Consider the following 14,584-nt stretch of genomic DNA (forward strand, 5'->3'; position numbering starts at 1 on the left):
TGTAGCTTCTTTTTTAGAAAAATCAATCTAAGGTTAATGTGCATGCACGCTTATGTTGCGGACTGGCGCCAGGCATGCCCGGGACTGCGGATGCAGCCGTTTCAACGGGTCTTTGAGCTAAATGCTAAAGGATAAATGTGGCCAGTCCTGAGATCGGGGTTTGCTGCGGCTTTCTGCCGTCAATTCCCCATCAGAATGTCGAGCAGGGTCGTCTGCTTCGGCCTGGATGACGCCTGACCACCGATATCGGCGGGCGGGACGGGACCGTTCTCGGCTGAATAGCCGGGTTCGATATCGCGGGAGGGTAGAGTGGCGGGCGGCATCGGGGCGCCGGGCTGAGGTTGGTTCGCTGGAGCGGGAGCGTCGGGATAGACCCGACTGTCGGTCGATCCACCGCCGAGCGCATTGGAAATGAGGTCGCCAATGGAAGAGGGGGCGTTCTCAGGCGCCGGCTGCTGCATGTCGCCAAGCGGCGGTACACCGCCTGCACCGAGGCCAAATAGCGGCGCGGGCGAAAGTCCGGAGTGGGCAGCAGTCATGAAGTCTTTCCAGGCGCGGGCAGGAAGCCCGCCGCCCGTTACCTTTTTCATCGATGTGCCATCGTCGTTGCCGAACCAGACCCCGGTGGTAAGATTGCTGGTGTAGCCGACAAAAAGGGCGTCGCGGAAGGACTGCGTCGTGCCGGATTTTCCTGCCGCCTGCCAGCCTTGCAGGCGCGCGGCCTTGCCGGTGCCTTCAGTGATGACGCGGGACAACATGCCGTTCATGGTTGCGGCAATCTCTTCGCTCAGCACGCGCGGCGGATTGTCGTATTTGTTTTCATAAAGCACCTTGCCGTCGGCATCGGTGATGCGTTTGACGATGTGCGGCGTCGCCTTGTAACCGCCGTTCATGAAGGGGGCGTAAGAGGCGGTCAGCTCCATCAGCGATACTTCCGACGTGCCAAGCGCGATGGAGGCATTGTTCTGGAGCTCGGATTCAATGCCCATACGATGCGCCACCTGGGTTACCCGCTCGGGTCCGACTTCCATGACCAGTTGCGCGGCAATCGTGTTCAGTGAATTGGCGAGAGCGGTTGCGAGCGTGACTTCGCCTCGATATTTCTTCTCGTAATTTTCCGGTGTCCAGTTGCCGATGCGTACAGGCCCGTCGTTACGGATGGTGTATGGGGTCAACCCCGATTCGAGGGCTGCGACGTATACGAAGGGCTTGAAAGCCGAACCGGGCTGCCTTTTTGCTTTCACGGCGCGGTTAAACTGGCTTTGGGCGTAATCTGCCCCGCCAACGACGGCGCGGATCGCGCCCGTCCCGTCAATGGAAACCAGCGCTGCCTGTGAAGCGCCCTGTTTCTTGCCGTCACCCTGGAGGACGTGGGACAGCGCCTTTTCGGCATCGCGTTCGAGATTGGGATCGATCGTCGTGTCGACGACAATGTCCTGCTTGACGTCGCCGACGAGATTGCGAACCTCCTCCAGCACCATATCGGCGGCATAATGCTCGGCACCTGACCAGAAACGTTTCGCCTTGGTCGGCGGCTGCGACATGGCAGTCTTGATCTCGTCGTCGGTGATGAAACCGACATCGCGCATGGATTGCAGCACGACCTGCGCCCGTTCCTCCGCCGCCTGCGGATCGCGCGCGGGTGAAAGACGCGAGGGGGCTTTCAGAAGTCCGGCGAGCATGGCTGCCTCGCCCAGATTGACGTCCCGGGCCGACTTGTTGAAATACCGCCGCGAGGCCGCCTCGACGCCATAGGCATTGGAGCCAAAATAGACGCGGTTAAGATACATCGCCAGGATTTGGTCCTTGGTGAACTTGTGCTCCAGCCAGAAGGACAGCAGAACTTCCTGAACCTTTCGCTCCAGCGTGCGATCCGGGGAAAGGAAGAGATTTTTTGCCAGCTGTTGCGTCAGCGTCGAGCCACCCTGAACGGTGCGCCCCGTCAACAGGTTCGTAACGATGGCGCGTCCGAGGCCGAGCGGATCGACCCCGAAATGCGAATAGAACCGGCGGTCCTCGATCGCCATCACGGCCTGCGGGATGTAGGGCGACATGTCTTCCAGCGCCAGCGCCTCACCGCCGGTGGTGCCGCGATTGGCAAGTACACTGCCATCGACGGAAACGATCTTCACATTCGGCGGGCGTTCGGGAATGGACCAGCTGCTGGCGCTCGGCATCCGCGCGCCGTAATAAAGGACAAGCCCGGCAACGCCGATGCCGCCCCATATGCCGAGTACGATGCACCAGTAGAACAGTGAGCGGATGAACCCCGTGACGCCACGGCCTGAACTGCGGTTGCGGTTCTGGCTTTTTCCAGATTTTCTGCGGCTTGCTGGCGACTTTGCTTTTTTGGCTTCCTGCTTTGCGGTTCCGCTGATGCGCTCGCTGGCATCAAGACGCAGGTCATCACCGGACTCGTGGAAATCCCCGAAGGAAGGTTCTACCCGTTCGCGTGATTTTCCCTTGCCTGCCATACAGCCTAAATCGCTCCTTTTGCAAAACCGCACACCCGTCGGGGTTAAGCTTCTATGCCTGCGCGATCCTTAATCCAGGATGAAGAGTTTAAATGCGGCAATTTAAGGCGGGGTTAAGTCTTTAAGGGATCACATCGGCGTCATTGGCAGACGTCGATCCACGCGGCACCCGTCAGTTCGGCCATCACGTCGGGCGAAATCTTGACGGCAGCATTGGTGGCGCCGGCAGCAGGCACCACTTCGCCATATTGTTTCAGCGACAGGTCACAATAGACCGGCAGGGCCGAGGGCAGGCCGAATGGGCATACACCGCCTACCGGGTGACTGGTCACCGCAACAACTTCCTCTGGCCCAAGCATGCGCGGTTTCGTTCCAAAATGATCCCTGAATTTGCGGTTATCCAGCCGTTTTGTCCCGGCGGTAACGACGAGAAGAACGACGTCACCCGCCTTCAGGCAGATCGTTTTTGCAATCTGGTCGGGGTCAACGCCATGCGCCTCGGACGCGAGTGCGACGGTTGCCGAACTGGCTTCCGTCTCGATCACGGTGATTTCGGGCGACTTCTCGGCAAAAAAGGCTCTGACGGATTCAATAGACATGCGTATTTCTTAGGCGTTACGACGAGTCGCTTCAAGGTGCCGCGCGCAAGCTATGCGTTTTCCGCAATGCTGCGCTGCGATGAAGCGTCTGTTTTTTAAGCTGATATGCTGTATCTTCAAATCATCGAAGCGACGCACTCCTCCTCCCAGCGTCGCCCGATTGGACTGACAATACTCCTCCTCCCAATTGTCAGTCAGTTTCAAGAACCCGGCGCACCTCCTCCCGCGCCGGGTTTTTGCTGTCTGGAGCCTCCAATTCCTCTCGCCTGGCATAGCCTAACGTGATCGTTTCGTTCAAAGAAACTTGACTTTCTGCGACTTGCGACCTAGGTACTTCGCCATCGATATTTGTTTGACGACCAGAGCTTCGGCGTCTTTTTTGACGCTCACGACGATCTTTTCCTTCAAATTCGACCCAAGTCCGCACTGCTCGCAGTGCAAATACAAAATTGCCAACGGAAGGAAATCGTTATGGCGACTGGTACAGTAAAGTGGTTCAACGCAACCAAGGGCTACGGCTTCATTCAGCCGGACGACGGTTCGCAGGACGTATTCGTTCACATCTCTGCTGTTGAGCGTGCAGGCCTGACCGCCCTCAACGACGGCCAGAAGCTCTCCTACGAGCTGATGCAGGATCGTCGCTCGGGCAAGATGTCCGCAGGCAACCTCGTTGCTGCCTGATAAGCGCTTTGGCCCGAAAGGGTCACATGCATGAATGGGAAGGCCGGATTTTTCCGGCCTTTTTCCTTTGCGGGCAGCGCTTTTCGCAGTCGCCCTTGAAAAGGCAAGGCCGGATGACAATATAGGGTTCAACGGTGCTCCAGGCCCGAACCTCCGGGAATGGCGCTTTTATAGAGTGCCGCTGCTGTTGCGTTAGCCAAAGATTAACCAAAGCAGCCGATCCTGAGCCGGAAAGCAGCGTCGAGTCATTCGACGCGCTCTGGAGCATCAGACCGTTTGAACGCTTTGACCACGGATGTACTGGCATTGACGCAAAAACGGATAGAAAGGTCGGGCTCGCCCGGCCTTTTTGTTTTTATGGAATGAGAAGGCGCCGAGCTTCCGGCACCTTCTCATTTTTGCATCATTTCGAAGCCAGCGCGTCGAGGATGCGGACCCAGGAGCGGATGCCCTTGTGGAAGGACTGCAGGTCGTATTTCTCGTTCGGGGAGTGAATACGGTCATCGGTCAGTCCGAAGCCGACCAGCAGGGAGTCCATGCCCAGCATCTTCTGGAAATCACCAACGATCGGGATCGAGCCTCCCATGCCGATGACGACAGCCGGTTTTGGCCATTCCTCAGAAAGCGCGTTCCTGGCCTTGGTCAAAACGGGCGAATCATAAGACAGCTGAATAGCCGGAGAGCCGCCATGCTCGTGAAATTCCACCGAGCAATCGGCGGGAATCTTCGAGCGCACATAGGCCCGGAAGCTTTCGCGAATGGCTACGGGGTCCTGCTGGCCGACGAGGCGGAAAGACACCTTGGCAGAGGCCTTCGCGGCAATCACGGTTTTGAAACCATCGCCGGTATAGCCGCCGATGATGCCGTTGACTTCGGCCGTGGGTCGCGCCCAGGTCTGCTCCAGCACGGAGCGACCTTTTTCGCCTGATGGGATCGAGAGACCGACTTCGCCGAGAAAGGCTTCCGCAGTCCGGCCCAGCGTTTCCCAGGAGGCCTTGATGTTGGCTGGCGTCTCTTCCACGCCATCGTAAAAGCCGGGAAGCGTAACGCGACCGGTCTCATCGTGAAGGCCGGCAAGAATATCGGTGAGGATGTGGATCGGGTTCGCAGCCGCACCACCAAACAGACCGGAATGCAGGTCGCGGTCGGCGGCGGTGATGACGATCTCTTCGCCGACGAGACCACGAAGCGCGGCAGCAATGGCAGGTGTGTCACGGTCCCACATGCCGGTATCGCAGACCAGCGCGTAATCGGCTTTCAGCTCCTCTGCATTAGCCTCGAGGAAAGGCTTGAGCGATGGCGAGCCGGACTCCTCTTCGCCTTCGAAAAGAATGGTGACACGCACCGGCAGGCCGCCATTCACCGCCTTATAGGCGCGGCATGCCTCCACGAAGGTCATCAGCTGACCTTTGTCGTCTGCCGTGCCGCGCCCCGTGATCACCTGCCGGCCGGCACCGATATCCTTGACGCCGGGCTCGAAGGGATCGTTTTCCCAGAGATCGAGCGGATCAACCGGCTGCACGTCATAATGGCCGTAGAAAAGGACGTGCGGGGCGTCCTCGGTGGCTGCGTCATGATGCGCCACCACCATGGGATGGCCGGCCGTATCGCGCACGGATGCCGTGAAGCCGAGCGAGGTAAGCGTTCTTACCAGCCACTCGGCCGCCTTGCGGCACTCCGCCTTGTAGGCTGGGTCTGTGGAAATTGAGGGAATGCGCACCAGCTCAAACAGCCGCTCCAGGCTGGATGTGAGATTATCGTCGGCGGTGGAAAGAATGGGGGAAACGTCTGTCATCGCTGATCCTGTCATGTCTGTCGTGACCCGGCGAGAAACAAAACATCCGGGCATCGCGCATCGCGGGAAACATGCCCGGGTCGTCGTGAATCGACGAGCCCGCGGCGGCCGGAACGATAGAGCAGATCATGGAAACTGCGAAGCGCTTTCGCCCTGCAATGACTATTTTGCTTTTTTAGCGCTGTCGATCGCCCGGCGCATATATTCCAGCAGGAGTTGCCGTTCGAAGCGCCGGAAATCGGCAAGCAGACTGTCTTCGGTTGCCTCCGATGCGGCAATCGCATTGGCTTCCAGATCACGCCCGCGCTGAGTCAGTTCGATAATCTGGGCGCGGCGATCATTGGGGTGAGCCTTTCGAACGATCAACCCGTCTCGCTCCATCCGCGACAGCGTGTTGGCAAGGGTCGCCTGTTCAATGTCTATCCTATCCAGCAACTGCCGCTGGGTCAGACCCTCTTCGTGCCATAGCTCGATGAGGATAGGGAACTGGCCGGGCGAGAAGCCAAGCGCAGCTGCCCTTTTCTGCAACGCCATGGTGAATTCGCGCGCCATCCGCGAGGCAAGATAGATCACTGATTCATCGCGGGAAAAGCTCATTCGTCCGTGCCTGAGAGATAGCTGCCGACAACCCGGCAATATTGATAGCACGATATATATCGCAGGATATGTTTAAGCCAAGTACGAACGGGGCGCAAAATAAAACCGCCACGGCCGGGAGGGGTCGGCCATGGCGGTCATATTGGAGGACAAAGGCCCGGAGAGGGGGAAAGGCCTTTGTCCGGTCTGACGCGGCGGGGGACGAGCCAGCTATCAGACTACGGCGTGATCAGGCGCCGTCCTCTAAGAAATGTGTCTGCAAATGCGGCTTTTCAAGGGAAGCCTGGATTACAAATCGGTAAGGTGCGTCGACCGTTTACCGTGGTGCCTGATTTTGCGTTTCGCTCGCATGGCGAGGAGGAATTTCGCACTCCCCACCAGTAAAACAAAGACTGCAAAGAAAGTCAGTTGCTGCCCTAGGTCACCCAGAGGGTGGAGCACCAGCAATAGGAACGCCGCGAGCACCGCGGCTTCGAGAAGGTGAAATTCAGCAGTTGCGAGGGTGCCGCGCGTCGCGTCAAAACGCTCAGGAAAAAAGGCACGCAAGCCCGTGCCCGCCAGCAGAAAAAGCGGCGCCACGAGAGATTTCTGAAAGATTGTCGTTGCCGGCTCGTGCTGAAGCCATGAGGCGATGACAACGATAGCGGTGAGAAGAACGGCTCCGAAATAGGCATTGACTATGGAACTTTTTGACATCGGCTTTTCCCTAGAAATCATCAAAGATATAGCCTCGCATCTGATCTCCACGATAGACCTTTCGCCTCTGGCACGCTATCCATGCTACCCATGAAAAAAGGCGATCATCTCTTCCTCGTTGACGGTTCCGGTTTCATTTTCCGGGCCTTCCATGCCATCCCGCCGCTGAACCGCAAGTCGGACGGGCTGCCGGTCAACGCCGTCTCGGGCTTCTGCAACATGTTGTGGAAGCTTCTGAAGGATGCCCGTAACACCGATGTCGGTGTGACGCCGACGCACTTCGCGGTGATTTTCGATTATTCGTCGAAGACATTCCGCAACGAGCTCTACGACCTCTACAAGGCAAATCGCACTGCGCCGCCGGAAGATCTGGTGCCGCAATTCGGACTGATCCGGGAGGCGACGCGCGCCTTTAATCTTCCCTGCATCGAAACCGAGGGGTTCGAGGCCGACGATATCATCGCCACCTACGCCCGGCAGGCCGAGGCGATCGGCGCTGACGTCACCATCATCTCTTCCGACAAGGATCTGATGCAACTCGTGACAGCCAATGTGCATATGTACGATGCCATGAAGGACAAGCAGATCGGCGTTCCCGATGTCATCGAAAAATGGGGCGTCGGCCCCGAAAAGATGATCGATCTGCAGGCGATGACGGGCGATTCCACCGACAATGTTCCGGGTATCCCCGGCATTGGCCCGAAGACGGCGGCGCAGTTGCTGGAAGAATATGGCGACCTTGAAACGCTTCTGGCGCGCGCCGGCGAGATCAAGCAGCAGAAACGTCGCGAGAACATCATTGCCAATGCCGATCTGGCCCGCATTTCGAGGCAGCTCGTGGCGCTGAGGACCGACGTGCCGTTGCAGCAGTCGCTTGAGGAGCTGGTGCTGGAGCCGCAGAACGGCCCGAAGCTGATCGCCTTCCTGAAGGCAATGGAATTCACGACCCTGACCCGCCGCGTTGCGGAAGCGACGGATACCGATGCCTCCGCCGTCGATGCCGCCACCGTGCCGGTGCAATGGGGCGCCGATGCCCATGGGCCGGACCTTGACCTGCCGGCCGATACTGTCAGCGCAGGCGGTACGATAGCTGCCGGAACGAATGCTGCGGTTACCGGGGCTGCGCCTGCAAGAAAGGCATCTGGCGAAGGCAACGCCCCCGCCGATCTTGCGGCAGCACGACAGGCGCTTTTCGCCGCCGCCAAGATCGATACGACTGCGTATACGACGATCCGTGATCTTCAGACCCTTGACCTCTGGATTGCCGCGGCCCGCGAAACCGGCATTGTCGCCTTCGACACGGAGACAACCTCGCTCGACCCGATGCTTGCGGAACTTGTCGGCTTTTCGCTTGCCATCGCGGATAACAGCAAGGATGCCTCGGGGACCGATATCCGTGCCGCTTACATTCCCCTGACCCACAAAACGGGCTCGGGCGGCGATCTCTTCAGCGATGGTATCAGGCTTGCGGAAGGCCAGATTCCCTTTGCCGAGGCCTTGGCCCGACTTAAGGACCTGCTGGAAGACCCAACTGTCCTCAAGGTCGCGCAAAACCTCAAATACGATTATCTGTTAATGAAACGCCACGGCGTCGTCATGCAGAGTTTTGACGACACGATGCTGATTTCCTACGTGCTCGAGGCCGGCAAGGCGACGCACGGCATGGATTCCCTCTCGGAGCGCTGGCTCGGCCACACGCCGATCCCCTATAAGGACGTGGCGGGCTCAGGCAAGTCGAGCGTTACCTTCGATTTCGTCGATATCGACAGGGCAACCGCCTATGCTGCCGAAGATGCCGATGTGACCCTCCGGCTCTGGACGGCCTTGAAGCCAAGGCTTGTTTCGGAGCGTTTGACCCGGGTTTACGAGCGGCTGGAGCGCCCCCTTGTCCCGGTTCTGGCGCATATGGAAGAGCGCGGTATCACTGTCGACCGGCAAATCCTCTCACGGCTTTCCGGCGAGCTCGCACAGAAGGCAGCCGCGTTCGAAGAGGAAATCTACGAACTGGCGGGCGAACGTTTCAACATCGGATCGCCTAAACAGCTTGGCGATATCCTGTTCGGCAAGATGGGCCTGCCAGGCGGGTCAAAAACCAAGACCGGCCAGTGGTCGACGTCGGCGCAGGTTCTCGAAGATCTCGCGGCAGAAGGTGTCGAACTCCCGCGCAAGATTGTCGACTGGCGACAGCTGACAAAGCTCAAATCCACCTATACGGATGCGCTGCCCGGCTATATCCATCCCGAGACGAAACGGGTGCACACCTCCTATGCGCTCGCCTCGACAACGACAGGTCGCCTGTCATCGTCGGAGCCGAACCTACAGAATATTCCGGTGCGCACGGCTGAAGGCCGCAAGATCCGCACGGCTTTCATTTCCACGCCCGGCCACAAGCTTCTGTCGGCAGATTATAGCCAGATCGAACTGCGCGTGCTTGCCCATGTCGCCGACATTCCGCAGCTTCGAAACGCCTTTGAAAATGGTATCGACATTCATGCGATGACGGCATCGGAAATGTTCGGTGTGCCAGTTGAAGGCATGCCGTCGGAAGTACGCCGCCGCGCCAAGGCGATCAATTTCGGCATCATCTACGGCATATCGGCCTTCGGTCTCGCTAACCAGCTCGGCATCGCCCGGTCGGAGGCTGGGGACTATATCAAGAAATATTTCGAGCGTTTTCCCGGCATCCGCGACTATATGGAGGCGACCAAGGCCTTCGCCCGTGAGAATGGCTATGTCGAAACCATATTTGGTCGCCGTTCCCATTATCCAGAAATCCGCTCCTCCAATCCCTCGGTGAAGGCCTTCAACGAGCGTGCCGCCATCAATGCGCCCATTCAGGGGTCGGCTGCCGATATCATCCGGCGCGCCATGATCCGCATCGAGCCGGTGCTGGAGGCCGAAAAGCTTTCCGCCCGCATGCTTTTGCAGGTGCACGACGAACTCATCTTCGAAGTCGAGGAAGCGGAGATCGAAAAGACACTGCCGGTCGTCGTCTCTGTCATGGAAAATGCGGCCATGCCGGCGATCTCCATGAGAGTGCCGCTGAAAGTGGATGCGCGCGCGGCCGACAATTGGGATGAGGCACATTGACCCCCTCTTGAGCCGGCGGCGTCATGATCCTGTCGCGTGCAGAGCCTAGGGAAAACTTCTGACAAGGAGTTTCCCCATGCACGCCCCGCTCGTCTCGAATGATCTCGACTATATTTCCGCCGCCACGCACGATCAGCCGCCGCGCCATCTGGGCACGCGCTTCAATGCGGGCGGCGAGTTTCTGCCAGAGCCTGGCAATACTGTCGTAAGCCATCTTGTCAGTGGCTCGCAGACGGAGAAAGCCATCAACGCGACTCGCCAGCGCTTTATGGACATGGCCGAAGCGTCGCAACTTGCCTTCACGCCCGTTTCCAGCCTCCATATGACCGTGTTTCAGGGCATCATCGAGTTTCGTCGTGGTTTGCCCTATTGGCCGGAAAACATGCCTCTCGATACGCCGATAGACGCGATGACGGACTATTATCGTGATCGGCTCTCCGCGTTTCCGGCCCTGCCGGCATTCAACATGCAGGTGACGGGTCTGCGTCCGACAGGCCTTGTCATGAAGGGTGCAACGGTAGAGGATGACCGGATCGTGGCTGTCTGGCGGGATGAATTTGCCAAGCTGTTCGGCTATCGCCACCCGGATCATGACACCTACGAATTTCACATCACGCTGTCTTACATCATCCGCTGGTTCGAGCCGGAATCCTTGCCGCGCTGGCAGGCCATGCTGGATGAGGAACTTGAAAAACTGCGCGCCGCCGCGCCTGTCATCGAGATGCGCCCCCCAGCTTTCTGTGAATTCAAGGATATGAACCACTTCAAGGAACTCCTTGTCTTCGATAAACCCGCGCCTGTGATTCCGATTTCTGAGACAGGCCCGCGGCGCTGATTTCCCTGAATCGGAAAAAATGCGCATCAGGGCTGGTCAAAGCCCGTTTGGGCATGTATAAGCGCGCCAAATTTCCGATATCGAGACATCCGACATTCGGCCTTTGGTTCTGGCCGGTTCCGTTGTTTCGCCGCTTAAGTGGAGTAACAAAAATGGCTGTACCAAAAAGAAAAACAAGCCCGTCCAAGCGTGGCATGCGCCGCTCGGCTGACGGTCTCAAGTCTGCGACCTATGTTGAAGACAAGAACTCCGGCGAACTGCGCCGTCCGCACCATATCGATCTGAAGACCGGTATGTATCGCGGCCGCCAGGTTCTGACGCCGAAGGAAAGCGCATAAGCTTTTCTGGCATGACTTTGCGAAAACCGGCCCTCGTGGCCGGTTTTTTGTTTTAAGCGATCTCTAACGGTGTCCAGCGCTCACTTGGAAAATGTTCTCACTCCTCCTACACTCGCTTCGGGAGAGCGGGTTAGCTGCCTGCGGCGTGAGGGGAGTTTCGGTGAAATATCGCTTTATTTTGTTGATGATGCTCTGTCTGGGCCTCGGTTATGGCGCCGTGACGAGAGGAAGCGGCATCATTGCAGAGAGCTATTTCGGTGAAATGTCCGAGCAGGGGCGAACGACGCTCCGGCTTGCCGTCTCCGCCCTGGGCGGCCTTCTGAACCGCTACGAGCCGCTTCCGGCCTTGATTGCAGATCATGATGACATTGAGGAACTGGTGGCCCATCCCAAAGATGAAGCCCTGCGCCAGCGCGCCAATGTCTACCTCAAATCCATCAACACTCTGCTGGAATCTTCCGATATCTACATCATCACGCTGGATGGCGAGACTATCGCGGCCAGCAACTACGATGGTCCGACAAGCTTTGTCGGCGAGAACTTCAGCTACCGTCCCTATTTTCAGGATGCGGCGAAGGGCCTGCAGTCGCGATTCTTCGCGCTCGGCACGACCTCGCACAAGCGCGGATATTATTTCTCCGCGCCCATTCTCTTCAATGCGGAAATAAAGGGGGTTATCGTCTTCAAGGTCGATATCGAAGGCATCGAGGCCTCTTTCGGCGATGGGGAGAACCGTATTCTCGTATCGGACCCCGAGGGCATCATCTTCATGACGGGAACACCGCAATGGCTTTATTCCAGCCTGATGCCGCTGACGCCGGAGAGGCTGGCCCGCACCGAGGCCTCACGCCGTTACGCCAATGCCACGCTGAAGGAACTGCCGCTGAAACACGGCAATTTCGGCTCGCATCAGTTGATGACGATTAGCCAAAACGAGGGGGACAGGGAATATATGGTTCTGTCGCAGCCGATGGCGGATGCGGGATGGACCGTCAGCGTGCTCATGGACACGGGTTCGCTTCGGACGCAGGTGAAGACGGCGATGATTGCGATCATACTCTGCCTGTGTCTTGCGGCAGCGTTGATTGCCGCCATGTTGCAGAGGCGGCGGCGGCTGCGTGAACGCCTGATCCATCAGGCCGAAGCCCAGGCAGAACTGGAGCGTCGGGTCGAGGAACGCACGGCGGACCTTGCCCGCGTCAATCGGGAGATCGAACACGAGATCGCCGAACGTCGCCAGACGGAAAAACAGTTGCGCAAGATGCAGAACGATCTGGTGCAGGCCGGAAAGCTGGCGGCTCTCGGGCAGATGTCGGCGGCCCTGTCGCACGAGTTCAACCAGCCGCTGGCCGCCGCCAAGAATTACGCCGAAAATGCCTCGCTTCTGGTGGAGCGCGGGCGCTTGGAGGACGTGACGGAAAACCTCAGGCGCATATCGGGGCTGATCGATCGTATGGCGTCAATCAGCAAGCACCTGCGCAACTTTGCCCGCAAGCCGAATGAGAAGATGGCGGCAGTGGGCCTGGAAACGGTGCTTCGCGATACGCTTGAAATCGTCGGGCCGCGGCTCAAGGCCGCCAATGCGGTGCTGGAGGTTGATCTTGGCCCGGTCCCGCTCGCCGTAAAGGCAGGGCCGGTGCGGCTGCAGCAGGTGCTCGTCAACATCATCTCCAATGCCGCTGATGCCGTCGAAGGGCGGGAGGACCGCCGGATTGCGCTTCAGGCGGCGCAGCAAGGCCAGATCGTTTCCGTCATCATCCGCGACCGCGGTCCGGGCGTACCGGCGGCGATTTCGGAGCGCATTTTCGATCCCTTCTTCACCACCAAGGGTGTGGGCCGCGGTCTGGGCCTCGGCCTCTCGATCTCCTATAACATCATCAAGGACTTCGGCGGCCAGCTCCGCGTCAGAAATCATGAAGACGGCGGAGCGGAGTTCGCAATTGAATTGCCGGCTGCTGTCTGGCGCATGGAGGTGGCGGCGGAATGACCACTTCGCGGGTGCTTTTGATCGACGACGAAGAGGAGCTGCGCTTTTCGACCGCGCAGGCGCTCGAGCTTTCGGGTTTCGCCGTCACCATGCTGGCGAGCGCCGAACATGCGCTGGAGCTCATCGGTTATAGTTTTGACGGTGTTGTGGTCAGCGATATCCGCATGCCCGGCATGGACGGCATGACGCTGCTGCAAAAAGTGCGGGAGCTTGACCCGGAAATACCGGTCATCCTGATGACCGGCCACGGTGATGTGCAGCTTGCCGTCAACGCCATGCGCAACGGCGCTTATGACTTCATCGAGAAGCCCTTCACCCCGCAATATCTCGCCGGCATCATCAAGAGAGCCAATGACCGGCGGGCGCTGGTGCTGGAAAACCGCCGCCTGAAAGCAGTAGCCGGCAAGCACGATGATCTCGAAACGCGTCTGCCCGGCCGAACACCGGTCATGGTCGATCTGCGATACCGCATCCGCGCGATCGGTGCGACCGATGCCGACACGCTGATCGTCGGCGATACGGGGGCGGGAAAGGAGGTCGTCGCGCGGGCGCTGCATGATATCAGCGCCAGGGCCAACCGGCCCTTCGTCGCGATCAATTGCGCCGCCCTTCCGCAGACGTTGATCGAGAGTGAATTGTTTGGGCATGAGGCTGGTGCGTTTCCGGGTGCGCTTCGTGCGCGTTATGGCAAGTTCGAACATGCACGTGGCGGCACCATTCTTCTGGACGAGATCGGCTCCATGCCATCAGAATTGCAGGGACGTTTCCTGCGGGTATTGCAGGAGCGGGTGATTACCCGCCTCGGCTCCAACGAAACCGTCGAGCTTGATGTCCGCTTCATCGCCACCAGCAAGGTTGATCTTGAGCAGGAGGTTGCGGCAGGCCGGTTCCGAGCCGATCTCCTGTATCGGCTGAACGTGGCGACACTCCTCGTCCCCGCTTTGGCGCAACGCAGTGCTGACATTCCCTTGCTGTTCCTGCATCTGGTTAGGGAGGCCGCGGCCCGCTACGGCCGCGACGATATGGACGTGCCGCAGCAACTGCTCGCCTCCATCGCACTTCGCGAATGGCCGGGCAATGTGCGCGAATTGCGCAATGCCGCAGACCGATTCGTTCTCGGACTGGAGGACGAGCCATCAGAAACGTCGTTGATCGCCGGAGAAGAGGCCAGGTCGCCTCTCGCTGCTCGCGTGGGCGCCTATGAAAAAAATCTGATCGCTCGCGCCATCGCGGCCAATGGCGGCAATCTCAAATCGGTGTACGAGAACCTCGGTATCTCCCGCAAAACTCTGTATGAAAAAATGCAGAAATATGGCCTGCAAAAGCATATGACGGATGTCTGATGTGTGGATTTCCACCCATGGTTTTCTCGTCATGGGTTGAAATCCACACATCGGAAAGGACAATGGTGACAAAAGTCGACGTGGCTTGGCGAAGCGCGTTGCCGAACAGCAATCCCGGATCGCAAATATGATCACCCCGGCCGCCATGG

Annotated in this window: 11 protein-coding genes; 6 read left to right on the plus strand and 5 right to left on the minus strand. The window is 58.7% G+C overall.

Annotation, left to right across the window (positions count from 1 at the left end):
- Positions 1–179 precede the first annotated feature (179 nt).
- Together ACUTJJ_RS08550 and ACUTJJ_RS08555 are read right to left on the minus strand one after the other, a co-directional pair.
- Positions 180–2,474, minus strand: coding sequence for a transglycosylase domain-containing protein (locus ACUTJJ_RS08550; RefSeq protein WP_445541881.1), 2,295 nt, complete (start codon positions 2,472–2,474; stop codon positions 180–182).
- A 140-nt stretch (positions 2,475–2,614) separates the two neighbouring features.
- Positions 2,615–3,073 (minus strand): YbaK/EbsC family protein, encoded by a 459-nt coding sequence (locus tag ACUTJJ_RS08555; RefSeq protein WP_296066335.1) that lies wholly within the window; start codon positions 3,071–3,073, stop codon positions 2,615–2,617.
- Between the two features lie 471 nt (positions 3,074–3,544).
- On the opposite strand from ACUTJJ_RS08555, the gene ACUTJJ_RS08560 reads away from it, so the two are divergent.
- A complete protein-coding gene (locus ACUTJJ_RS08560) occupies positions 3,545–3,754 on the plus strand; it encodes a cold-shock protein (protein WP_003492998.1) in 210 nt (69 codons plus the stop codon).
- Between the two features lie 403 nt (positions 3,755–4,157).
- On the opposite strand, the gene ACUTJJ_RS08565 is transcribed toward ACUTJJ_RS08560, so the two are convergent.
- The 3 genes from ACUTJJ_RS08565 to ACUTJJ_RS08575 all read right to left on the minus strand — a co-directional run bounded on the left by ACUTJJ_RS08565 (position 4,158) and on the right by ACUTJJ_RS08575 (position 6,842).
- Positions 4,158–5,549, minus strand: coding sequence for a dipeptidase (locus ACUTJJ_RS08565; protein WP_445541882.1), 1,392 nt, complete (start codon positions 5,547–5,549; stop codon positions 4,158–4,160).
- A 162-nt stretch (positions 5,550–5,711) separates the two neighbouring features.
- A complete protein-coding gene (locus ACUTJJ_RS08570) occupies positions 5,712–6,146 on the minus strand; it encodes a MarR family winged helix-turn-helix transcriptional regulator (protein WP_063949348.1) in 435 nt (144 codons plus the stop codon).
- A 288-nt stretch (positions 6,147–6,434) separates the two neighbouring features.
- Positions 6,435–6,842 carry a hypothetical protein gene (locus tag ACUTJJ_RS08575; protein ID WP_445541883.1) on the minus strand — a complete coding sequence of 136 codons (408 nt, stop codon included), beginning with the start codon at positions 6,840–6,842 and terminating at the stop codon, positions 6,435–6,437.
- A gap of 90 nt (positions 6,843–6,932) precedes the next feature.
- On the opposite strand from ACUTJJ_RS08575, the gene polA reads away from it, so the two are divergent.
- The 5 genes from polA (at position 6,933) to ACUTJJ_RS08600 (ending at position 14,435) form a co-directional block, all read left to right on the plus strand.
- Complete coding sequence (gene polA / locus ACUTJJ_RS08580) at positions 6,933–9,932, plus strand: DNA polymerase I (protein ID WP_445541895.1); 3,000 nt, start codon at positions 6,933–6,935, stop codon at positions 9,930–9,932.
- A 76-nt stretch (positions 9,933–10,008) separates the two neighbouring features.
- Positions 10,009–10,767 (plus strand): DUF1868 domain-containing protein, encoded by a 759-nt coding sequence (locus ACUTJJ_RS08585; RefSeq protein WP_445541884.1) that lies wholly within the window; start codon positions 10,009–10,011, stop codon positions 10,765–10,767.
- Positions 10,768–10,919: 152 nt separating this feature from the next.
- On the plus strand, positions 10,920–11,105 hold the full coding sequence (gene rpmF / locus ACUTJJ_RS08590; RefSeq protein WP_003507205.1) for a 50S ribosomal protein L32: 186 nt from the start codon (positions 10,920–10,922) through the stop codon (positions 11,103–11,105).
- A gap of 184 nt (positions 11,106–11,289) precedes the next feature.
- Positions 11,290–13,092, plus strand: coding sequence for a sensor histidine kinase (locus tag ACUTJJ_RS08595; RefSeq protein ID WP_445541896.1), 1,803 nt, complete (start codon positions 11,290–11,292; stop codon positions 13,090–13,092).
- The gene (locus ACUTJJ_RS08600) at positions 13,089–14,435 is read left to right on the plus strand and encodes a sigma-54-dependent transcriptional regulator (protein ID WP_209086160.1); all 1,347 of its coding nucleotides are present in this window, start codon (positions 13,089–13,091) and stop codon (positions 14,433–14,435) included. Before ACUTJJ_RS08595 ends, ACUTJJ_RS08600 begins: the two co-directional genes overlap by 4 nt.
- Positions 14,436–14,584 lie beyond the last annotated feature (149 nt).

The organism is Agrobacterium sp. DKPNP3 (assembly GCF_052686535.1).

Bases quoted from the DNA above. Each gene is read 5' to 3' on its own strand.
- ACUTJJ_RS08565 (WP_445541882.1), bottom strand. From the start codon at position 5,549: ATGACAGACGTTTCCCCCATTCTTTCCACCGCCGACGATAATCTCACA.
- polA (WP_445541895.1), top strand. From the start codon at position 6,933: ATGAAAAAAGGCGATCATCTCTTCCTCGTTGACGGTTCCGGTTTCATT.
- ACUTJJ_RS08555 (WP_296066335.1), bottom strand. From the start codon at position 3,073: ATGTCTATTGAATCCGTCAGAGCCTTTTTTGCCGAGAAGTCGCCCGAA.
- ACUTJJ_RS08600 (WP_209086160.1), top strand. From the start codon at position 13,089: ATGACCACTTCGCGGGTGCTTTTGATCGACGACGAAGAGGAGCTGCGC.
- ACUTJJ_RS08595 (WP_445541896.1), top strand. From the start codon at position 11,290: ATGATGCTCTGTCTGGGCCTCGGTTATGGCGCCGTGACGAGAGGAAGC.
- ACUTJJ_RS08585 (WP_445541884.1), top strand. From the start codon at position 10,009: ATGCACGCCCCGCTCGTCTCGAATGATCTCGACTATATTTCCGCCGCC.
- rpmF (WP_003507205.1), top strand. From the start codon at position 10,920: ATGGCTGTACCAAAAAGAAAAACAAGCCCGTCCAAGCGTGGCATGCGC.
- ACUTJJ_RS08550 (WP_445541881.1), bottom strand. From the start codon at position 2,474: ATGGCAGGCAAGGGAAAATCACGCGAACGGGTAGAACCTTCCTTCGGG.
- ACUTJJ_RS08570 (WP_063949348.1), bottom strand. From the start codon at position 6,146: ATGAGCTTTTCCCGCGATGAATCAGTGATCTATCTTGCCTCGCGGATG.
- ACUTJJ_RS08560 (WP_003492998.1), top strand. From the start codon at position 3,545: ATGGCGACTGGTACAGTAAAGTGGTTCAACGCAACCAAGGGCTACGGC.
- ACUTJJ_RS08575 (WP_445541883.1), bottom strand. From the start codon at position 6,842: ATGTCAAAAAGTTCCATAGTCAATGCCTATTTCGGAGCCGTTCTTCTC.